16 protein-coding genes and 1 tRNA gene are annotated in these 21,539 nt (G+C 70.5%); 5 read left to right on the top strand and 12 right to left on the bottom strand.

Annotation, left to right across the window (positions count from 1 at the left end; genetic code table 11):
• Position 1: 1 nt before the first annotated feature.
• Positions 2–73 (bottom strand) — tRNA-Gln (locus tag ACI3KY_RS10865).
• 93 nt (positions 74–166) lie between these two features.
• Here ACI3KY_RS10865 and ACI3KY_RS10860 point away from each other — a divergent pair.
• Complete coding sequence (locus tag ACI3KY_RS10860; RefSeq protein WP_404930187.1) at positions 167–670, top strand: MarR family winged helix-turn-helix transcriptional regulator; 504 nt, start codon at positions 167–169, stop codon at positions 668–670.
• Between the two features lie 11 nt (positions 671–681).
• Here ACI3KY_RS10860 and ACI3KY_RS10855 read toward each other — a convergent pair whose 3' ends face one another.
• The 5 genes from ACI3KY_RS10855 to ACI3KY_RS10835 form a co-directional block, all read right to left on the bottom strand.
• The gene (locus tag ACI3KY_RS10855) at positions 682–2,493 is read right to left on the bottom strand and encodes an ABC-F family ATP-binding cassette domain-containing protein (RefSeq protein ID WP_404930186.1); all 1,812 of its coding nucleotides are present in this window, start codon (positions 2,491–2,493) and stop codon (positions 682–684) included.
• Between the two features lie 61 nt (positions 2,494–2,554).
• Complete coding sequence (locus ACI3KY_RS10850) at positions 2,555–2,857, bottom strand: DUF427 domain-containing protein (RefSeq protein WP_404930185.1); 303 nt, start codon at positions 2,855–2,857, stop codon at positions 2,555–2,557.
• 95 nt (positions 2,858–2,952) lie between these two features.
• Positions 2,953–4,302 carry a GNAT family N-acetyltransferase gene (locus ACI3KY_RS10845; RefSeq protein ID WP_404930184.1) on the bottom strand — a complete coding sequence of 450 codons (1,350 nt, stop codon included), beginning with the start codon at positions 4,300–4,302 and terminating at the stop codon, positions 2,953–2,955.
• A gap of 58 nt (positions 4,303–4,360) precedes the next feature.
• A complete protein-coding gene (locus tag ACI3KY_RS10840) occupies positions 4,361–5,284 on the bottom strand; it encodes a 4-(cytidine 5'-diphospho)-2-C-methyl-D-erythritol kinase (RefSeq protein WP_404930183.1) in 924 nt (307 codons plus the stop codon).
• Positions 5,281–6,348, bottom strand: coding sequence for an aldo/keto reductase (locus ACI3KY_RS10835; protein ID WP_404930182.1), 1,068 nt, complete (start codon positions 6,346–6,348; stop codon positions 5,281–5,283). The genes ACI3KY_RS10840 and ACI3KY_RS10835 overlap by 4 nt, the downstream gene beginning before the upstream one ends.
• Positions 6,349–6,539: 191 nt before the next feature.
• Between ACI3KY_RS10835 and ACI3KY_RS10830 the strand changes: the two genes are divergently transcribed.
• Positions 6,540–8,126, top strand: a complete 1,587-nt coding sequence (locus ACI3KY_RS10830; protein ID WP_404930180.1) for a stealth conserved region 3 domain-containing protein — start codon at positions 6,540–6,542, stop codon at positions 8,124–8,126.
• On the opposite strand, the gene ACI3KY_RS10825 is transcribed toward ACI3KY_RS10830, so the two are convergent.
• Both ACI3KY_RS10825 and rsmA read right to left on the bottom strand, forming a co-directional pair.
• The gene (locus ACI3KY_RS10825) at positions 8,074–8,994 is read right to left on the bottom strand and encodes a phosphodiesterase (RefSeq protein ID WP_404930179.1); all 921 of its coding nucleotides are present in this window, start codon (positions 8,992–8,994) and stop codon (positions 8,074–8,076) included. The two genes, ACI3KY_RS10830 and ACI3KY_RS10825, sit on opposite strands and share 53 nt — an antisense overlap.
• A 118-nt stretch (positions 8,995–9,112) precedes the next feature.
• Entirely contained in the window at positions 9,113–9,973 is an 861-nt protein-coding gene (gene rsmA / locus ACI3KY_RS10820; RefSeq protein WP_404930178.1) for a 16S rRNA (adenine(1518)-N(6)/adenine(1519)-N(6))-dimethyltransferase RsmA, read from the bottom strand.
• Between the two features lie 135 nt (positions 9,974–10,108).
• On the opposite strand from rsmA, the gene ACI3KY_RS10815 reads away from it, so the two are divergent.
• Together ACI3KY_RS10815 and ACI3KY_RS10810 are read left to right on the top strand one after the other, a co-directional pair.
• Positions 10,109–11,572 carry a sugar porter family MFS transporter gene (locus tag ACI3KY_RS10815; protein ID WP_404930177.1) on the top strand — a complete coding sequence of 488 codons (1,464 nt, stop codon included), beginning with the start codon at positions 10,109–10,111 and terminating at the stop codon, positions 11,570–11,572.
• A gap of 49 nt (positions 11,573–11,621) precedes the next feature.
• Positions 11,622–12,926: an MFS transporter gene (locus ACI3KY_RS10810; RefSeq protein WP_404930176.1), complete on the top strand. Its 1,305-nt coding sequence runs from the start codon at positions 11,622–11,624 to the stop codon at positions 12,924–12,926.
• A 79-nt stretch (positions 12,927–13,005) separates the two neighbouring features.
• Here ACI3KY_RS10810 and ACI3KY_RS10805 read toward each other — a convergent pair whose 3' ends face one another.
• Genes ACI3KY_RS10805 through metG form a run of 3 tightly spaced genes read right to left on the bottom strand, consistent with a single transcriptional unit; the run spans position 13,006 to position 16,039 of the window.
• A complete protein-coding gene (locus tag ACI3KY_RS10805) occupies positions 13,006–13,506 on the bottom strand; it encodes an NUDIX domain-containing protein (RefSeq protein WP_404930175.1) in 501 nt (166 codons plus the stop codon).
• Positions 13,507–13,544: 38 nt separating this feature from the next.
• Positions 13,545–14,459: a TatD family hydrolase gene (locus ACI3KY_RS10800; protein WP_404930174.1), complete on the bottom strand. Its 915-nt coding sequence runs from the start codon at positions 14,457–14,459 to the stop codon at positions 13,545–13,547.
• Positions 14,459–16,039 (bottom strand): methionine--tRNA ligase, encoded by a 1,581-nt coding sequence (metG, locus tag ACI3KY_RS10795; RefSeq protein ID WP_404930173.1) that lies wholly within the window; start codon positions 16,037–16,039, stop codon positions 14,459–14,461. The genes ACI3KY_RS10800 and metG overlap by 1 nt, the downstream gene beginning before the upstream one ends.
• A gap of 337 nt (positions 16,040–16,376) precedes the next feature.
• On the opposite strand from metG, the gene ACI3KY_RS10790 reads away from it, so the two are divergent.
• Positions 16,377–20,741, top strand: a complete 4,365-nt coding sequence (locus ACI3KY_RS10790) for a hypothetical protein (RefSeq protein WP_404930172.1) — start codon at positions 16,377–16,379, stop codon at positions 20,739–20,741.
• On the opposite strand, the gene rsmI is transcribed toward ACI3KY_RS10790, so the two are convergent.
• Complete coding sequence (rsmI, locus tag ACI3KY_RS10785) at positions 20,714–21,532, bottom strand: 16S rRNA (cytidine(1402)-2'-O)-methyltransferase (protein ID WP_404930171.1); 819 nt, start codon at positions 21,530–21,532, stop codon at positions 20,714–20,716. The genes ACI3KY_RS10790 and rsmI overlap by 28 nt on opposite strands.
• Between the last annotated feature and the right edge of the window lie 7 nt (positions 21,533–21,539).

The raw sequence follows: 21,539 nt of genomic DNA, 5'->3' as shown, positions 1-21,539 counted from the left end.
GCTCCGCCGCCAGGACTCGAACCTGGGCCTCACAGCTCCAAAGGCTGTCGTGCTGCCATTACACCACGGCGGACCACGGCGTTCCGAGGTGCCGGGAGCCGCCCGTCAAGTCTGCCAGACGGTGCCACCTGCATCGGGCGGGACGGCCGCCCCCGATAATGGGGGGATGACGGGGCAGAGCGACGAGGTGGACCGCATCGTCGAGGCGTGGACGACGCAGCGCCCCGACCTCGACTTCTCACCCCTCGGGGTGCTCTCGCGCGTCGACCGGCTGTCGCGTCATCTCGACCGGGCGCGGCGCGACGCATTCCGCCGCAGCGAGCTGGAGCCGTGGGAGTGGGACGTGCTGTCGGCCCTGCGGCGCGCCGGCGAGCCGTTCCAGCTCAGCCCGAAGCAGCTGCTCCAGCAGACGCTGGTGTCCAGCGGCACCATGACGAATCGCATCGATCGCCTGGTGGGCCGCCGACTCGTGCGCCGCGAGGCCGATCCCGACGACGGCCGCAGCGTCCTGGTGACCCTCACCGACGAGGGGAAGATCCGGGTGGATGCTGCGATCACGCGTCTCGTCGACGCGGAGGCGCTGCTGCTCGAGACGCTCTCGCGGGGCGACCGCGAGCGCCTCGCCGGCCTCCTGCGCAAGCTCAGCCTCGGCTTCGACACGCAGGGTTGAGTCCGCCGCGTTCAGCCGAGCTGCTCGGTGAGCTCGAACCAGCGCTCCTCGACGGCGTCGCGCTCCTTCTCGAGGCGGGTGATGCGCGCCATCTCGGCGCCCAGGCCGACGTAGTCCGACTGATCGTGGTCGGCGAGCGCGACGCGCGCCGCGCCGATCTGCGACTCGAGCTTCTCCAGACGCCGTTCGAGCGCGGAGACCTCCTTCTGGGCGGCGCGCAGCTCGGCGCCCGACAGCGCGGGCGAGGCGGATGCCGAGGCCGCGGCATCCGTCCCGCTCGTGCGCTTCGTCTCGTCGCGCTCGCTCAGCGAGCGGGCTCTGAGCCGCAGGTACTCATCCACCCCGCCCGGGAGGTGGCGAAGGTGTCCGTCGAGGATCGCGTACTGCTGATCGGTCACCCGCTCGATGAAGTACCGGTCGTGCGACACGACGAGGAGCGTGCCCGGCCAGGAGTCCAGCAGGTCCTCGATGGCGGCGAGCATGTCGGTGTCGAGGTCGTTGGTCGGCTCGTCGAGGATGAGCACGTTCGGCTGCTCGAGGAGGATGAGCAGCAGCTGCAGCCGGCGCTTCTGACCACCGGACAGGTCTTTCACCGGCGTCGACAGCTGGGCGCTCTGGAAGCCCATGCTCTCCAGGAGCTGGCCCGGGGTGAGCTCCTGCGCCTTGGAGCCGGCGCCGAACGTGTAGGTCGTGCGCAGACTCGAGATGACGACGCGGACCGGATCGTTCAGGTGATCCTCGAGCTCGTCGAGGCGCTGCGTGAGCGTGGCGACCTTCACGGTCTTGCCCCGCTTCACCCGTCCGGCGGTCGGCTCGACATCGCCCGACACCAGCCCGAGCAGCGTCGACTTGCCCGCACCGTTGACACCGAGGATGCCCGTCCGCTCGCCGGGGGCGATCCGCCACTCGACCGGGTGCAGCACCTCGCGCCCGTCGTAGGCGACGGCGGCGTCCAGAAGGTCGACCACGTCCTTGCCGAGGCGCGAGACGGCGAGCGAGCGCAGCTCGGTCGCGTCGCGGATCTCGGGCACGTCGGCGATCAGGTCGTTGGCGGCGTCGATGCGGAACTTGGGCTTGGACGTGCGCGCCGGTGCGCCGCGGCGCAGCCAGGCCAGCTCCTTGCGAGCGAGGTTCTGCCGGCGCTGTTCGATGACGGCGGACTGGCGGTCGCGCTCGACCCGCTGCAGGATGTAGGCCGCGTAGCCGCCCTCGAACGGCTCGACGATGCGGTCGTGCACCTCCCAGGTGGTGTTGCAGACCTCGTCGAGGAACCAGCGGTCGTGCGTCACGACCAGCAGCCCGCCCTGGTTCGCCGGCCACCGTCCCTTGATGTGTGCGGCGAGCCATGAGATCGCCTCGACGTCGAGGTGGTTCGTGGGCTCGTCGAGGAAGAGCACGTCGTGATCGCCCACCAGCAGCGTGGCCAGCGACACGCGCCGCCGCTGCCCGCCCGACAGGCCGGCGACGGGCCCGTCCCAGGGCAGGTCGCCCAGCAGCCCGGCGATGACATCCCGTGCCCGGGGGTCACCGGCCCACTCGTGGTCGGGACGATCCCCGACGACGGTCTGGTGCACCGTGAGCGTGTCGTCGAGCGTGTCGGCCTGGTCGAGCACGCCGACACGGATGCCGCCCCGCACCGTCACCCGGCCGCCATCGGGCTCGAGCCGGCCGGCGAGCATCGCCAGCAGGCTCGACTTGCCGTCGCCGTTGCGGCCGACGACGCCGATGCGGTCGCCCTCGTCGATGCCGAGCGAGACCCGGTCGAAGACGACCTTCGTCGGGAACTCCAGGTGCAGGGCCTCGGCCCCCAGAAGATGTGCCATGTCCCCTCCAGGCTAGGCGAGCCGGAGGGGACCGCCGCGCGTCCGGTGCGCGGCGACCCGCTCAGTCGGCGATCTGGACGGCGCGGTCGAACGCGACGTAGCCCGAGAAATCGGCGCCGACGCGCGTCACGGCGCTCGAGTGCGGCCTCGGATACGACCACGCACGGTCGGTGTGCTCGTGCTCACCGACCCGCACGCTGAAGTACTGCGCCTCGCCCTTCCAGGGGCAGGTGTAGGGCGTCGGGCTCTCGACCAGGGCGCCCTTGGCGACCGCCACCGGCGGCCAGTACCAGTTGCCCTCGATGCGGACGAGGTCGTCCTTGTCCGCCTCGGCGATCACCACGCCGTTCAGCACAGCCTTCACGGTTCCTCCAGGTGGGTTGGTCTGCCCCAGAGGATCGAACCTGTGGGCCCGCGGATGTGTTCCCACCAGCGGGCGGCGCACGCGGAGCCGCCGGATCAGTACCAGATGCTCAGCCGAGGCGCGGTGTGCCAGCCCAGCACACGAGCGGCGGCCGTGGGATCGGTCGTCTTCACGCGGCCCGCGGCGGCGAGCGTCGCCGGCGACACGGCTCCGAGGTACGTGGCCGACAGCTCGGTGATCCCCAGCGCCACCTCCACGGCGCCCGCGGGGGCGTCACCGTCGTCCAGGGGGGTCACGCGTCCCGCGCCGGCGTCGTCGACCTCGAGCAGGTACCGGCCCGTCGAGAGCCCGATCGGGTCGGACACATCGAGCACGAGCGTGCCCGCGGCGCCGTAGCGACGGGCCTCGAGGCACGAGACGACATCGATGATCCGCACGTACTGGTGATCGCGGATGGCGACCTTCGCCGCACGCTGGTCGGCGATCATCCACAGCAGCGGCTCGTCGATCGACAGCTCGCTCGCGTGCACCTCGGCCACCAGGTCGAGTTCGAGCAGGAACCGCCACAGCGCGGCGTAGGCGTCGTCGGTCTCGGCGATGAGGTAGTGGACCGTCACCGTCGCCTTGGTGAAGTCCTCGTGGTTCTCGCGCACGGCGTACACGGCGGCCCCTCGGACTTCGCCCTCGGCATCCCGGTACTGCACGGCACGCTTCTCGCCGACCTTCTCCGCGGCGGGATTCGTACCGGCGAAGCCGTCCCAGTGCGAACCGGGCACGTCGATCTCGCCGGGGAAGCGATGCCGTGCCCGCTCGTGCAGAGCCGGCAGCAGTTCGCGGACCCGGTCGCGGGTCACGAAGTCGATGCGCCCGGCCGGTTCCGGGCCGATCCATGCGGCCCGCTTCGTCTCGATCTGCCACGACGCGCTCGCCACGGCGGGGGCGAATCCGTAGCGCCCGTAGAGCGGCGACTCGCTGACCGTGAGCATCGCCATCGGGATGCCGGCGGCCTGCGCCGCCCGCAGCTCCCCCTCGAGCATGGCCCGGGCGACGCCGCGCCGGCGGTGGGTGGGTGCCACGGTGACGGCCGAGATCGCGCAGGACGGGATGGCGGCGCCGCCGGGCACGGTGAGCTCGCCGAGCCAGGACGCGATGGTCGCCACCGGCGCGTCGGCCATCGGGGCAGCAGGATCGTAGACGCCCGTCAGCCGCCGATAGCCGCTGCGGTCGCGCGCGGCCGAGACCTGCTCATCGGTGCGTTCGCTGTCCTGGAAGCCTCGCGCCGCGGACTGCAGCCAGCCGGCGAACCCGTCGTGGTCGACCGCGAGGCGACGGTAGTCGAGGCCGGTCGCGGCGAGCCGCGCACGGGACTGCTCGTCGACGGGCCCGGCGCGGAACGCCGCACGGTGGGACTCGTCGGCGCCGTTCATGAGATCGAGCATCTTCATGGGTCTTCCTCTCCATGCCGACCCTGGGGGCGGGCTCAGGTCGGCGTGCGGTACGGGGTCAGGTCATCACGCGGGCACCGGCCACCGGACCGTGCACGTGAAGCGCCTCGTACCCCGCGGCCGACAGCGTGATCTGCAGCTCGAGCGCCGACTCGGGGTCGACGGTCAGGAATGCCAGCGTAGGGCCGGACCCCGACACCAGCCCGGCGAGAGCCCCGGACTCCTCGCCGAGCTCGAGCACCTCGCGCAGCTGCGGCCGCATCGAGAGCGCGGCGATCTGCAGATCGTTGCGCGTGTGCTCGGCGAGAGCCACCGGGTCGCCTGCGCGCAGCGCCTGCAGCACCGTGGGGTCGACGGCGGGCACCCGGGCGGCGGCGATGTCGGGGCGCGCACGCAGCTCGTCGAGGTGCGCGTAGACCTCGGGCGTCGACAGCCCGGCCCTCGAGGGCACGACGACCCAGTCGAACCGGCCCTTGGCGAGGGCCGGGTTCAGCTGGTCGCCGCGGCCGGTGCCGATCGCCGTTCCGCCCATCAGCGCGAACGGCACGTCGGCGCCCAGCCGGGATGCGAGCTTGTGCAGTTCGGCGCTGCCGAGCTCGGCCCCCCACAGCGCGTCGCACGCGACGAGGGCGGCCGCGGCATCCGCAGACCCACCTCCCATGCCGCCGGCGACGGGCACGTGCTTGACGATGTCGAGGTGCACGCCGCCCTCGTAGCCGATGCGCTGTGCCACGAGCCGCGCGGCTCGCACGGCGAGGTTGCGGTCGTCGGCCGGAACCCCTGACACGTCGACGGTGCCCGAGATCGCCACGGTGAACTCGTCCGACGGCGAGGCCCAGACGTCCTCGTACAGCGACACCGCCTGGTATGCCGACGCGACGTCGTGGTATCCGTCCTCCTGCACGCCGCCGACCTCGAAGAAGAGGTTGAGCTTGCCCGGCGCCCGCACGCGGACGCCGTCGGCGGCGAGGGCCTGAGTCACCGGTTCGCCGATTCCGCCCAGAGGTCGACGTCGATGCCGTCCGAGAGCGCATCGATGCGCTCGAGCTCCTCCGTGTCGAAGGCCGGGCCGTCGAGCGCCTTGAGGTTCTCGTCGAGCTGCGCCGGACGCGACGCGCCGATCAGCGCGGACGCGACAACCGGATCGCGCAGCACCCACTGGATCGCCATCTGCGCGAGCGTCTGCCCGCGCTCCTTGGCGACGACGTCGAGCGAGCGGAGGGTCGAGAGGCCCTTCTCGCTGAGCGAGCCGCCCGGGAGCGACGCGCGCTGCTGTGCGCGCTCGGCCGAACCGTCGCCCAGATACTTGTCGGTGAGCAGGCCCTGGGCGAGCGGCGTGAACGCGATCGCCCCCATGCCCTCCTGCTTCAGGACGCCGGTCAGGCCGTCCTCGATCCAGCGGTTCAGGATCGAGTACGACGGCTGATGGATCACCAGCGGCGTGCCGAGCGAGCGGGCGACGGATGCCGCGACCGCCGTGCGCTCGGCGCTGTACGACGAGATGCCGACGTAGAGCGCCTTGCCCTGACGCACGAGCGTGTCGAGCGCGCCCACGGTCTCTTCGACGGGGACGTCGGGGTCGACGCGGTGCGAATAGAAGATGTCGACGTAATCGATGCTCATGCGCTTCAGCGACTGCTCGGCGCTCGCGAGGAGGTACTTGCGCGCGCCGCCGTTGCCGTACGGCCCGTGCCACATGTCGTAGCCGGCCTTGGACGAGATGATGAGCTCGTCGCGGTACGGCGCGAAGTCCTCGCGCATCATGCGGCCGAAGTTCGTCTCGGCGCTGCCGTAGGGCGGACCGTAGTTGTTCGCGAGATCGAAGTGGGTGATGCCGCGGTCGAACGCGTGGCGCAGCAGCGCCCGCTGGTTGTCGAACGGGATGTTGTCGCCGAAGTTCCACCACAGGCCCAGCGAGACGGGAGGGAGCGTGAGCCCCGACGTGCCGACGCGGCGATACTCCGCGCGGGCATAGCGGTCGTCGGCGGCGGCGTAGGGGCGGTGGAGGTCTCCTCCACGGGACAGGTAGCGCGCGTCTTCGGTCACCGGTCCAGGCTATCGGCGCCGCGACGGCCGCGCAGGTGCCGCCCCTGGCGTGGCGCGTCAGTACCGGCGCGCGGAGGACACAGCGAGGGCCGCTCTGTCAAGGGATGCGGTCGGAAACGTCTTCGTAACGGATGATGCCTAAAGTGTCCACACCGGACGGCGACATCTCGCCGCCCGCGCAAGGAGGAAATATGGCCGCACTCTCGGCTCTGCCGCAGCCCGCCCGCACCTGGACGGGACTGCTGGAGCGCGCGGACATCGCCGTCGACCGCGGCATCCTGCACCTCGTGCACGACGATGTCACGCCGGTCGAGGCCCGCACGTCGGATCTGCTGCTCGTCGCCGGCGCCCTGGAGGACGCCGGCATCACCGTGACGCTGATCCGTCACGATCGCGCGATCCCGGCGCTGGCCGTCGACATCGACGATCGCGACGCCGCCCTGGCGGCACTCGCCGCTCTCTGCGAGACCGAGCCCGTGTATCTCAAGGCGAAGGGGCGTCCCCCGGTGCTCGCCTCCGACGCCTCGCCGCTCGCGGCGACACCGTTCGGCGTCCGCGCATACCGGCCGCGGATCAGCCGGAACGGCACGCTCCGCTACACCGCCGCGCTCGGCGCCCATCTCGAGTTCTGGCGCTTCGGGGACGACATCGTCGAGGCGCCCCACGACAACGCTCTCACCCGCAAGCTCACGCCCGTCGAGGACCTGTCGTACACGACGGTGGAGCGCTACGGGCGTTCGTGGCGGACGCTCGACGGCATGTTCGAGCCGCAGCCCCACGAGTTCACCGAGGACGTCGACCTCGTCTTCTCCTGGGTGGACGGCTCGTCGAGCGCCTTCCAGCGCATGCGCGCAGCGCAGATGGCCGAGTACGTGGTCGGCGACGGCGACGACAGCCCCGCGCGGTTCCGGCACGTCGACGAGCTGCGCTACGCGCTGCGGAGCGTCCACATGTACGCACCCTGGGTGCGGCGGATCTTCATCGCGACGGACTCGCCCGCGCCGTCGTGGCTCCTCGACCACCCCAAGGTGACGATCGTCCGCAGCGAGGAGTTCTTCGCCGACGCGTCGGTGCTGCCGACGCACAACTCCCACGCCGTCGAGGCTCAGCTGCACCGCATCCCCGGCCTGGCCGAGCACTTCCTCTACTCGAACGACGACATGTTCTTCGGCCGGCTCGTGGAGCCGGAGCTGTTCTTCACCCCCGCGGGCGTGACGAAGTTCGTCGAGTGCGAGGTGCGCATCGGCACCGGCGCTCCGGCCCTGCACCGCAGCGGTCACGACAACGGGCTCCGCGTCAACCGCGCCCTCCTCAGCGAGCGGTTCGGGCGCACCATCGTGCGCGACCTCGACCACTGCGCGACGCCGCTGCTCAAGAGCGTCATGGCGGAGCTCGAGGAAGCCTTCCCCGACGATTTCGCCCGGACCGCGGCATCCCGTTTCCGCTCCGCCAGCGACATCTCGGTCACGAACAGCCTCTACCACTACTACGCGCTGATGACCGGGCGGGCGGTGGCCACGCGCGAACCGCGCGTGCGGTACGCCCAGACCACGATGGCATCGGGCCTTCGGCGCATGCAGCGTCTCGCCGAGCGCACCGACGTCGACATGTTCTGCCTCAACGACGGCGGCAATGCCGAGGTGCCCGAGGACGTTCGCGTCCGGAGTCTGCGGGATTCTCTCGAGCGGATGTTCCCGGTGCGGGCGCCGTGGGAGCGTGCCGAACTCAGCGCAGCAGAGGAATCGGCTCGGTCGGCGCATCCCTCCGCACGGCGGTGACCGGCGCCACGTCGGCCAGGCGCAGGCGGCGCTGCGCCTCGTCGGCGTCGATGTGCTCGAGTGTCCGCGGGGCGTCCACGGGCACGACCGAGTGCACGACGGTGTCGTCGTATACGTGCACGAGGTTGAACGCCTGAGCGCCGTCCTGCGGCCGCGTTCCGCCGACCGGCACGGTGAGATCCTGCGCGTAGCAGGTCGATGACGCCACCGAGACGGGGATGCCGGCGAACGTCGCGAACGTCGAGTAGTGCAGGTGACCCGCGATGATGGCGCGGACGTCCGTGCCGCGCAGCACGGCCGCCAGCCGCGACTGGTCGCGCAGCTCGACGCTCGCAGCGAGCGGCAGCACCGCCGGAACCGGCGGGTGGTGCATGGCGAGGATCGTGCCGAGCGGCGCCGGCGTCGCCAGCACGTCCGCCAGCCATGCCAGCTGCTCGTCGCGCACCTCGCCGTAGTGGTGCCCGGGAACGCTCGTGTCGAGGGTGACGACGCGGAGGCCGTCGAGCTCGTCGACGCGGTCCACCGGACGCTGATCGGATGCCTCGTCCAGCAGCTCGGCGCGGAATGCCCGCCGATCGTCGTGGTTGCCCATGACCCACAGCACGCGTGCGCCGATGCGCGCGGCGAAGGGCTCGACGAGGGCGCGCAGGTCGGCGTAGGCACCGCTCTCGCCGAGGTCGACGAGGTCGCCCGTGAAGACGACGGCGTCGGGGCGGATGCCCGACTCCTCGATGACCTCGAGCGCTCGCGCGAGCTGGGCGGCACCGTCGAGGGCGTCGAACAGGCGCGGCGTCGACGCCGCCCGCAGGTGGGTGTCGCTGATGTGCAGCAAGATGCGTTCAGGGGCCGGATACTCGGCGGGTCGCATGTCGATTCACTCCGGTCCGCCGCGAGGCGAGCTGCCCGTGTATCGGGACGGCGGACGCAGAAATGTTACCGGCATGTTTCGGGCTATCCGGTCACCACACGGTGAACAATCACTGAATTCACACGGCGAGGGCATCTCCGGCGGCCCGTGCGATGCGCACGAAATCATCGATCGACAGGTCTTCGCCGCGCGCGGTCGGCGCCACGCCGGCGCTTTCCAGCACCGCCGACGCCGCGGCCGCCGTGCCGCCGAGGACACCCGAAGTGGCCTGGCGGAGCATCTTCCGCCGCTGCTGGAAGGCCGCGTCGACGATGCCGAACGTCCGCCGTCGCAGGGCCTCGTCACCGCGCGGCTGGGGATCGCGGCGGAATCCGACCAGCACGCTGTCGACGTTGGGGACCGGCCAGAACACCTGACGCGAGACGGTGCCGGCGAGCCGCCACGGGCCGTACCACGCGGCCTTCACGCTGGGCGCGCCGTACACCTTGGAGCCGGGCGGCGCGGCGAGGCGCTCCCCCACCTCGGCCTGCACCATCACGACGCCGCGTTCGAGGTCCGGGAAGGTCTCGAGGAAGTGCAGCAGCACCGGCACGCTCACGTTGTAGGGCAGATTCGCCACGAGCACCGTGGGGGCGCCGGGCAGCTCGGTGATGCGCAGGGCATCGGCGTCCACCACGGTGAGGGCGCCGTCCGCGACGCCGTGGGCGGCCGCGGTCGCGGGCAGGCGGGCGGCGAGGCGGTGGTCGATCTCGACGGCGGTGACGGATGCCCCGGCCTCGAGGATCGCGAGGGTCAGCGATCCGAGGCCCGGCCCCACCTCGACGACGCGGTCGCCGGGAGCCACTTCGGCGACGCTCACGATCTTGCGGACGCTGTTGGCGTCGACGACGAAGTTCTGCCCGAGCTTCTTGGTCGGCGTCACGTCGAGGTCGGCGGCGAGGGCACGGATCTCGGCCGCGCCGAGGAGTGTCACGGGCATGCGTTCACTGTACGGCGTACGGATCCGTAACCCCGGATCGTCCGAGGTCCGCCGACGGGGCGACAGCTGCTTAGCATAATTCCGGAGGCGGCGAGTGCTCTCGCTCGTGCGCCGCCCGGCCGCTAGCGTACGACCATGAGTTCGACCGGATCGATTCCTGCAGACGCGTTCTCTCTCCGCAGCCCCTTCGGGCGCCGCGCGATCGGCCTCTCGGTCGCCGCCGCGGTCGGCGGCTTCCTGTTCGGCTTCGATTCGTCGGTGATCAACGGCGCCGTCGACTCCATCTCCCAGGACTTCGCGCTCAACGACGTCATCACCGGCTTCGTGGTGGCGATCGCACTCCTCGGCTGCGCCGTCGGCGCCATCATCGCCGGCAACCTGTCGGACCGCTGGGGGCGCCTGCGCGTCATGTTCCTCGGCGCGATCATGTTCTTCGTCAGCTCGATCGGCGCCGGCCTCGCCTTCTCCGCGTGGGACCTGGCGCTCTGGCGCGTCATCGGCGGTCTGGGCATCGGCATCGCGTCCGTGGTCGCCCCGGCCTACATCGCCGAGATCGCGCCGCGGCAGATCCGCGGCGGGCTGGCCTCGCTCCAGCAGCTCGCGATCACGCTCGGTATCTTCGCGGCCCTGCTGTCGGACGCCCTGCTCGCGAACACGGCGGGCGGCGCCGACAACGTGCTGTGGTTCGGCCTCGAGGCCTGGCGCTGGATGTTCCTCGTCGGCGTGATCCCGTCGGCCGTGTACGGCATCCTCTCGTTCACCCTGCCGGAGTCGCCGCGCTACCTCATCGCCAAGGGCCGGTACGCCGAGGCGAAGGAGATCTTCTCGCGGCTGGTCCCGGCCGCCGACCTCGACCACACCATCCGCGACCTGCAGACCGCGATCGAGACCGACCGCAAGAACGAGGGCGTGTCGCTGCGAGGACCGGTGCTCGGCCTTCAGCGGATCGTCTGGGTGGGCATCATCCTGTCGGTGTTCCAGCAGTTCGTCGGCATCAACGTGATCTTCTACTACTCGACGAGTCTCTGGCAGTCGGTCGGGTTCGACGAGAGCGACTCGTTCACGATCAGCGTCGTGACCTCCATCACGAACGTCCTGGTGACCCTCATCGCGATCTTCCTCGTCGACCGCGTCGGGCGGAAGCCCATCCTGCTCACCGGATCGGTGATGATGGCGCTGTCGCTCGGCCTGATGGCCATCTCGTTCGTGTTCTCCGAGACCGATGCCGAGGGCGCCGTCACGCTGCCGGCTCCGTGGGGTCCGATCGCCCTCATCGCGGCGAACGTGTTCGTCGTCGGGTTCGGCGCATCGTGGGGACCCCTCGTATGGGTGCTGCTCGGCGAGATCTTCCCGAGCCGGATCCGCGGCAAGGCGCTCGGCGTCGCCGCCGGGGCGCAGTGGATCGCCAACTTCCTCATCACGATCTCGTTCCCCGCGATGTCGTCGTGGTCGCTGCCGCTCACCTACGGCATGTACGCGGTGTTCGCCGCCCTGTCGTTCTTCTACGTGCTGCTGCGGATCCCCGAGACCAAGGGCATGGACATCGAGCAGACCGAGACGCTGTTCACGCACAAGGGCGCCGCCGCTCCGACGAGCTGACAGCGGCGGGGGCGGCTGCGGCATCCGTCACTGCCTCTAGGATGAACGGATGCCCTCGCTCGGCGAACTGATCGCACCACGCCGCCTGGGCACCGACTTCCGCTGGCTCCTCGCGTCGTCCTGGACGAGCAACCTGGGCGACGGCATCGCCCTCGCTGCAGCGCCGCTGCTCATCGCGTCGCTCACGTCGTCACCCGTGCTCGTCGCGGCAGGCGCCATGATGCAGTTCCTGCCGTGGCTGCTGTTCGGCCTGCTCGCGGGCGCGGTCGCCGACCACCACGACCGCCGACGGCTGGTGATGCTCGCCAACGGACTGCGGGCGCTGGTCGTGCTCGCGCTCGTGGTCTTCCTGCTCACCGGTCAGGCGACCGTCTGGCTGGTGCTGGCGACGAGCTTCCTCTACGGCACGGCCGAGGTGTTCGCCGATTCCGCCGGCAGCACGCTGCTGCCGATGCTCGTGAAGCCCGCCGACCTCGGCATCGGCAACGCGCGGATGCAGGCGGGCTATCTGGTGGCGAACCAGCTCGCCGGCCCACCGCTCGGGGCCTTCCTGTTCGCGCTCGGCTCGTTCTGGCCGTTCGTGCTGCAGGTCGTGTGCGTGACGCTCGCCGTGCTGCTCATCTCCCGTATCGCAGACACTCCCGTTCCCGAGCAGGCCGGATCGGCGCGCGGCACGAAGGCCCATGCCATCCGCGAAGGACTGCACTGGCTGCGGCACAACGCGCCGGTGCGCACGCTCGTCATCATCATCCTGGTCTTCAACGTCACGTGGGCGGCGCCGTGGGGCGTGCTCGTGCTGTACGCGACGGAGCACCTCGGCATGGGTCCGGTCGGCTACGGCGCCCTGACGACCGCGTCCGCGCTCGGCGGCATGATCGCGATCTTCAGCTTCGGCTGGCTCGAGAAGCATGTGTCGTTCTCGACCCTGATGCGGGTGTGCCTTTCGCTCGAAGTGCTGATGCACCTGTCGTTCGCGCTGACGAGCTCTCCGGCGGTGGCCTTCGTCATCATGTTCGGGTTCGGCCTGTACGCGTTCGTGTGGGGCACGATCTCGACGACGGTGCGCCAGCGACTTGTTCCTATGGAACTGCAGGGCCGCATCGCGTCCGTCAACATGGTCGGAGTCTTCGGCGGCCTCGTCATCGGGCAGTTCATCGGCGGCGTCCTGGCCCAGCTGTTCGGCCTGACCGCGCCGTGGTGGTTCGCGTTCGCCGGATCGGCAATCACGCTGCTGCTGGTCTGGCGTCCGATCTCGCACATCGCGGCGGCGAAGCCCGTGCTCGACGAGAAGTCGGCGGACGACGTCGCCGGCGAGGACGAGCCCGGCGCCGGCGGAATGCCGCTGCCCGACTGACGGGCATGCCGGCGGCCCGCTCGGCTCATCTGCGCCGTCACGGCTCGTCACCCGAGCCGACGCGCTGCGGATCAGCCGACTACGCGCCTCGCGACGCGACGAGCTCGCCGAGGCGCGGACCGAAGCGCTGCAGTCGCGGCACCCACGGCGCCGCCATCTCGCCGGCCGCTGCGCGGCGGAGCGCCTCCGCGAAGGGCACCCAGGCGCTCTCGCACACCTCTTCCGGGTCCAGCGTCAGCGCGGGGTCCCCCGCCACGGCCGCGACGTAGAGGTCGAACAGGGCCGTCCTCTCGGTGAGCCGGCCGACCAGCACCACGTCGTCGGCACCGACGCGGACGCCGGCCTCTTCGGCCAGCTCGCGCACCGCGGCCTGGGCGCTCGTCTCGCCGGCGAGGGCGCTGCCCGCCGGGAACTCCCAGTCCAGCGGGAAGTCCTTGGTGGCCGCGCGTCGCGTCATGAGCACGAGCCCGTCGCCGCGCACGACGCACACCGACGCCACGATGTGGAACATCCCTTCCGGGAAGTCCGGGTCGCCACGACGGTGCGTGCGCCCGGTAGGGATGCCGTCGGCATCGGTCACGTCCCACAGCTCGCCGTCCACCGCTGCCCCGAACCGCGTCAGTCCTCGAACGCGCCGTAGGCCGCGAGCGTGTTGCGCGCCAGCTGCGCGCAGAACTCGTCGAGTTCGACGCCGAGCTCGGCGGCCATGAAGCGCACCGTCACCGGGATCAGGTACGGCGCGTTGGGGCGGCCGCGGTGCGGGATCGGCGTCAGGAACGGGGCATCCGTCTCGACCAGGATCCGCTCGCGCGGCGTCACCGCGAGGGCGTCGCGAAGGTTCTGGGCGTTCTTGAACGTGACGTTCCCCGCGAACGACAGGTAATAGCCGTGGTCCGCGGCGATGCGCGCCATGGCGTCATCGCCCGAGTAGCAGTGGAAGACGGTGCGTTCGGGGGCACCGACTCGCAGCAGGGTCTCGAGCACGGCGTCGTGGGCGTCGCGATCGTGGATCTGCATCGCGATGCCGTGCTTCTTCGCGAGCGCGATGTGCGCCTCGAAGCTCTCGAACTGCGCGGGCCGCCCGTCTTCGCCGGTGCGGAAGAAGTCGAGCCCGGTCTCGCCGATCGCCCGCACGCGCGGCTGCGCCGCCAGCTCGTCGATGACGGCGATCGCCTCGTCGAGGCGGCCGGCGTCCTTGTACGCAGGGGCCTCGTTGGGGTGGATGGCGACGGCCGCCAGGACGCGGGGGTGGGATGCCGCGGCCCACGCCGACCACCGGCTCGAGTCGATGTCACCACCCGCCTGCACGACGCCCACGACGCCGACGGCCGCCGCCCGCGCCAGCTGCTCGTCGAGCGACAGACCCACCTCGCCGTCCTCGATCTCGAGGTGGGAGTGGTTGTCGTACACCGGCACCGCGAGGGGCTCGGGCGCCGCGGGGTACGTGACGTCGCGCGAGCCCTTCTCCCGCGTGCGGACGTACTGCGAGGGGTCGGAGCCTCCCGCGGGGTACGCGACGGGGGGCGTCGCCATCAGACCGACTGCTCGACGCGCGGGAACAGCGGCGCCAGGCCGTTGACCGACGTGCCCGGCTTGAGCACACCCCACCCGCCCGCCTCGCGCAGCGGCTGGTCCTGCAGGCGACCGACCGACTCCGCCGCGCCCAGCGCGACCCAGAGCTTCTCGGTCGACTCCGGCATGACCGGCGACAGCAGCACCGCGAGTGCGCGCAGGCCCTCGGCCGCCGTGTACAGCACGGTGCCGAGGCGCTCGCGCTGGGCCTCGTCCTTGGCCAGCGCCCAGGGCTCGTTCTCGGTGATGTAGAGGTTCAGCGCGTCGACGATCGTCCACACGGAGCTGATCGCCTCGTCGATGCGGAAGCGGTCGATCGCGGCATCGGCGGCGGCCGCGGCATCCGCCACCGTCTTCTGGATGTGCAGATCGGCCGCAGTGTATTCGGCGGGCGGCGGCACGACGCCCTCGAAGTAGCGCTCGACCATGGCGGTCGTGCGCGACGCGAGGTTGCCGAAGCCGTTGGCGAGCTCGGCCTGATAGCGCGCCGACAGGTCCTCCCACGAGAACGAGCCGTCCTGGCCGAATGCGATGGCCGACAGGAAGTAGAACCGGTAGGCGTCCGAGCCGAACACGTCGGTGATCTCGGTCGGGGCGATGCCGGTGAGCTTCGACTTCGACATCTTCTCGCCGCCGACGAGCAGCCAGCCGTGCGCGAAGACACCGCGGGGCACCTCGAGCCCGGCTGCCATCAGCATCGCGGGCCAGATGACGGCGTGGAAGCGCAGGATGTCCTTGCCGACGATGTGGTACGCCGGCCAGCGTCGGGCGAACTCCTCCGGGTCGGTTCCGTAGCCGATCGCCGTGGCGTAGTTCAGCAGGGCGTCGACCCACACGTAGATGACGTGCGACTCGTCCCACGGGAGCGGGATGCCCCAGTCGAACGCCGACCGCGAGATCGACAGGTCCTTGAGCCCGTTCTTCACGAACGAGACGACCTCGTTGCGCGCCGATTCGGGGCGCACGAAGTCGGGCACGCTCGAGTACAGCTCGAGGAGCCGGTCCTGGAACTCGCTGAGCTTGAAGAAGTAGTTCTTCTCCTGCAGCAGCTCCAGCGGCTTCGAGTGGATGGCGCAGACCTTGAGCCCCTCGAACGCGCCGGTGCCGTCGACGATCTCGGACTCCGGCTTGAACTCCTCGCAGCCCACGCAGTACAGCGCCTCGTACTCGCCGGCGTAGATGTAGCCGCGGTCGTAGATCGCCTGCACGAACTGCTGCACGCGCTCCTCGTGACGCTGCTGCGTCGTGCGGATGAAGTCGTCGTTGGCGACATCCAGGGTCTTCAGCAGCGGGAACCACGCCTCGGTGACGAGCTTGTCGACCCATTCCTGCGGCGTCACGCCGTTCGCCGACGCGGCACGCATCATCTTCTGACCGTGCTCGTCGGTGCCGGTCAGCATCCAGGTGTCATCGCCCGCCTGGCGGTGCCAGCGCGCCAGGGTGTCGACCGCCACGGTGGTGTAGCCGTGGCCGATGTGGGGCACGTCGCTCGGATAGTAGATCGGCGTCGTGATGTAGAAGGACGAGGGGCCGGAAGTCACCCGACGAGTCTAGTTCGAAGGGATGCCGCCCCCGCCGCTGTGACCGCACACCGCCCGGGACGCCCCGAAATCGCAGCGAACGTAACAGTCCGCGCCGTCGGCGCCGGGCGCTACCGGGCACCAGCGGCACCAGGTCGTCGTGCTCGCCTGCTCGAATGGCCCGGTCACGCCGGAATAGCCGAGACGGAGCCATCGGTTGCCCGGGGGTCGCGCGGCGCCTCGGCATCCGGTAGGTTCTGCCTCAAGTCGACGGTCCGCGCGCTTTCACGGTCTGTCCGGCGAGAGGCTGTGGGGGCCTCGGCACTCGGCGTTGGCCTCCTCCTAGGGAAGGACAGCCATGTCGCGCACCCGTATCGTCTCGCTGGTCGCGATCGGCGGACTCCTCGGCGCCCTGCTCGTGCCGGCAGCCGGCGCCGGTGCGGCGACGGCGGCGACCCTCGCACCCTCGGGTCTGCAGTCCGGTTTCCAGATCGACGGAGACAAGGCCGGCGGAACACCGCCGGGCACATTCGACTGGGACTCGTTCCTCACCGCCCCCGTGCCCGACGGCAGCTACACGTTCACCCCGACGGGCCCCTACACGACGGCGGGCGGTCTGCCGTCGACGGGCATCCTCGACGCCGCCTTCTCGTGGGACAACGGCAGCCTTGCCGGCGCGTGCGCCGAGACGGGGTCCGACGCGACAGGCGCTCCCGGCGCGCAGACGCCGAACACGATCCCGTGGGCGCCCGGCCCCGCGGAGGCCAATGACAAGGGCGACGTGTGCAGCACGGCGTCCGCCTACGAGGTGGTCACCGATGCGCAGGGTCAGCGCCACGCCATCCTGTACGCCTACTGGACGCGCCTGGTCGGCAACGGCAGCCTGAGCCTGCTGCAGAACCTCGAGGGGCCCGCGGCAGGGCGCTGCGACGACGTCCTGGTGGTGTTCGACTACGAGGCGAACCTGGGTACAGTGCTCGTGCACTTCCGTCGTTGGGCACCGTCGGCCGACGACGCGTGCGCCAACCCGAACGGTTCCGGCGAGTGGCTCGATACCGGCGAGACCGTCGACTTCGCATGGGCGGTCGGTGTGCGCACCGAGGGCCCGCTCCCCGTGAGCAACCAGCCCCAGGCGACCTTCGGAGAGTTCGGAGTCGACTTGACCACTGCCGGCCTGTTCGACCCGTCCGCCTGCTCCACCTTCGCCGTGTCGACGCAGATCTCGCGCACCGGATCGGCCTTCGGCGCACAGACGCAGGATTACCTCGACGTCGACGATCCGCTCACCATCTCGAACTGCGGGGCACTGACGGTGACAAAGGATGTCGTGCCGGCGGGCTTCGACTCCGACGACCGCTTCGCCTACCGCGTCGATCGTGCGAGCGGCGGCATCGTCCTCCCCGACACGGGCGCGACCGCGATCGTCGACGATCTCGGCATCGACGAGACGGACACCTTCCAGAACGTGCTCGCGGCGTCGGACTATCGGCTCACCGAGACCGTGCCTCCGCCATGGGTGCAGCAGTCGATCGCGTGCACGACGACGCGACCGGGCACCGGCGAGCCGATCGAGTTCGTGCTGACCAGTCCGACCGACCCGTTCACCGTCTATCCGGACACGCAGACGGACTGCGTCATCACGAACGCCATCTCGACGGTCACCGTCACCAAGCAGACGCTTCCCGACGGATCGCCCCAGGAGTTCTCGTTCGACATCGGCGGCAACCCCGCGACACTGGCTGACGGGCAGAGCGCCACCTTCGCCTTCGCACCGGGCTCGACCGTCGATATCAGCGAGGTCGTCCCCGAAGGCTGGCTTGGCGAGCCCGACATCGCATGCACCGACCCTGGCGCGGTGATAGACGGACCAGGTGCCTCCGCTGAAGTGACGACGATCGGCGGGCAGGACGTGTCGTGCACCTTCACGAACACACAGCTGAGCACGATCGTCATCAGCAAGGAGTCGTTCGGAACTCCTCCGGACACCGTCTTCGACTTCACCGGCACGTGGACCACCGGCTCGCCGACCCTTCCCGTCGACGGCGGCTTCTCGATCGACGCCGCGACCGGCGACGGCGGGAACTACACCCAGACCTTCACCGGGGTGACCCCGGGGTCGTACTCGGTGACCGAGCCTGCCGGCCAGCACGGCACGCTGCTGGGATCGCTGATCTGCACGATCGGTGGACAGGACGTGATCTTCGACACCGCGACCGCGGCCTTCGACCTCGCGCCTGGCGACACCGTCAGCTGCTACTTCGTCAACGCCACGCCCGGGCAGATCCTCGTGGTCAAGGAGTCCGACCCGTTCGAGTATGACGAGGACTTCGCGTTCGAGTTCGGCCCGTCAGGCGGCGACCCTACGGAGACATTCACACTGAACCCCCTGCCCGGTCAGGCGACCTGGGTCAGCGCGGCGCTCACCGGCGGCCAATACGACATCACCGAGAACCTGGACGACCTGCCGAACTGGGCTTTGACGGACATCACCTGCGACGTCTCGGAGGGCGGCAGCTCGACGTTCGACCTCGAGACGCTGACCGCGACGGTGGATCTCCCCGCCGCGGGCATCGCCCAGTGCGTGTTCCTCAACACCGCCGAGCCCGTGTCGCTACAGATGGAGAAGATCGTCGCCGGCGTCACGGACGACTTCCCGTGGTCGTTCGACTTCCTGCTGACCGACCTCGAGACGGGCGACGCACGCACCATCACCCTGACGTCCGGGGCCCCGTCGATCGAGGTCACCGACATCGCGCCGGGAGTCGAATACAGCCTCGTCGAAGTCCCGCAGCCCGGCTGGACCAGCACCCTCGAGTGCGACGTGGTCGACACGAGGGGCACGCCCGAGGACGGCTGGCAGTTCGCCCTGGAACCCGGCACCTCGTTCGTCTGCAGCGCCGAGAACACGGCGGCTCCGGCATCCGTGTCGGTCACCAAGGCCGTCACCGACGTGACCAGCGATTACGAGTGGTCGTTCCCCTTCGCGCTGACGCCGTCCGAGGGCGTCACGCCGGCCGGTGGCGTGCAGTCGATCTCGGGAACCGGCCCCGGTTCGGAGGCCGCCACGTGGACGGGTCTGCTCCCCGGCGAGACGTACACGCTGACCGAGCAAGCCGCCCCAGGCTGGGTGCAGGGCACGCTCACGTGCACCGGAGCCGTCGACACGAACACCGACCCGGCCGCGGTGACGTTCGTCGCGCAGCCCGGCATCGCGGTCGCCTGCGCCATCGAGAACGTGCCCGATGTCATCGACATCACGATCACCAAGACCGCACTCGGCGGCGACTCGACGTTCCAGTGGGTACTCACGCCGATCGAGCCTCCGGGCGAGGCGATGGTCTCGTCGGTGGCCACACAGGGCGGCACGGGCGTCGCGACGTTCACGGGTCTCACCCCGGGCGGCCTGTACTCGCTGGCGGAGCTCGACCTGCCCGGCTGGATCGAGGGCGACCTCGTCTGCACGGTCACCCACGCCGACGGCGAGACCGCCGATCTCGATGTGACGGGCTTCCGCGTGGAGCCGGGCGATCAGATCTCCTGCGGCATCGAGAACATCGCGGTCGGGCGCATCGTGATCGTCAAGAACGTCGAAGGCGACGACGCGATGTTCGACTTCACCGGCACGTGGCTCGACCCGGAGGACTTCTCGATCGAGACGTCCGAGGGCGCGGGATCAGCCACCTTCGTGGACGTCATACCAGGCGAGTACGAGGTCACGGAGGTGTCGCCCGACGGCTACGACAACACCCTGCTCTTCTGCGAGGACGGTGACCCGCAGGGCGGCGCGTCGACCGTGGACGGCCTCGTCGGCTCCATCTCGCTCGACCCGGGCGAGATCGTGGTCTGCACGTTCACCAACACGCAATGGGGCTCGCTCTTCGTCGACAAGACGACGCTGCCCGCCGGTTCGCCGGACGAGTTCGACTTCGAGTGGGGCCCCGACGGAGAGCCGTTCATCCTCACCGACGCCGCCGACCCCTACTCGACCGGCCTCATCGCGCCCGGCGAATACACCGTGACCGAGACCGACGCGCCCGATCGCTGGCTGCTCGACGGCATCGAGTGCGTCGGCTCCGACAGCGACCCGGTCGTCGAGGGCTCGTCGGTGGCGGTGCGGGTGCCGCTCCAGGCGGCGGTCTACTGCACCTTCATCAACGCCTACCTCGCACCGCTCGAGATCGACAAGACCGTCGCCTCAGGTCCCACCGCCCAGGCGGACGGCACCTACCTGATCGCCTACTCGCTGACGGTCACGAACCCCGGCGCCGTCACCGACACCTACGACCTCGACGACGAGTTGCGCTTCGGCAGCGGCATCGCCGGGGTCTCGGCGTCTGTCACGTCGGTGGAGGGCTTCGCGGTCGACGCCGGCTGGAACGGCGTCGACGACACGCGCGTCGCCACCGGGGTGTCCATCGACGGCGGGGTCACGCACACCTACGACGTGCGCGTGACAGCCCGTGTGTCGGCCACCATCACGACCGATCAAGCCGACTGCACGACCACCTCCGACGCGGAGGGCTCAGGACTGCTCAACGCCGCCACCGTGGCCTTCACGGACGGGGATGCCACGGCCACCGCCTGCGCGCCGGTCCCGGCGTCGCTGCCGCCGACGGGCGTCACACTCACCGCCCTGTGGGTGGGGCTCGTGATGCTCGCGGGCGGCGGGATCCTCTTCGCGATCCGTCGGCGCCGCTACCCGCGTGCGGAGAGCGCGGCCTGATACAGCTCGCGGCTGGAGTGTCCGGTGAGAGCGGACACCTCGGTCGCGGCATCCTTCAGACGGGTCCCGGTACGCACCAGCTCGAGCACCTGCGCGACCGCGTCGGCGAAGGGCACCTCGCGCGCCGGCGCACCCTCGACGACGATCACGAGCTCGCCGCGGACTCCCCCGTTGGCCCACGCGACGAGCTCGGCGAGCGAACCGCGCGCCACCTCCTCGTGGAGCTTCGTGAGCTCACGGCAGACGGCGGCGCGGCGGTCTGCGCCGAACGCGGTCGCCATGGCGGCCAGCGTGGCAGCCGCACGCGAGGGGGCCTCGAAGAAGACCATGGTGCGCGGCTCGGACGCGAGGGCGCGGAAGGCCGCAGCCCGCTCCCCCGGCTTGCGCGGCGCGAAGCCCTCGAACGTGAAGCGGTCGGTCGGCAGCCCCGACACCGCGAGTGCGGTGACGACGGCGCTGGGTCCCGGGATCGCGGTCACCGCGACGCCCGCGGCGGCGGCCGCCGCGACCAGCCCGTAGCCGGGGTCGCTCACGGTGGGCATGCCGGCGTCGCTCAGCACGAGCACGTCCTGCTCGCGGGCGAGCTCGACGAGCTCGGGCGACCGCTCCTTCTCGTTGTGGTCGTGCAGGGCGATCAGCCGTGGCCGGTTGGCGATGCCGAGGGCGGCGAGCAGGCGCTGCGTCGTGCGGGTGTCCTCGGCGGCGACGACGGTCGCCTCGGAGAGAGCCTCGACCAGGCGGCGGGACGCGTCCCCGAGGTTTCCGATGGGGGTCGCCGCGAGGATGATCACGCCCTCA

Origin of the sequence: Microbacterium sp. ZW T2_14, assembly GCF_044987405.1 — a bacterium.
Taxonomy (GTDB): domain Bacteria; phylum Actinomycetota; class Actinomycetes; order Actinomycetales; family Microbacteriaceae; genus Microbacterium.
Note: the sequence above shows the minus strand (reverse complement) of the source record. Positions and strands in the feature narration are given on the sequence as shown.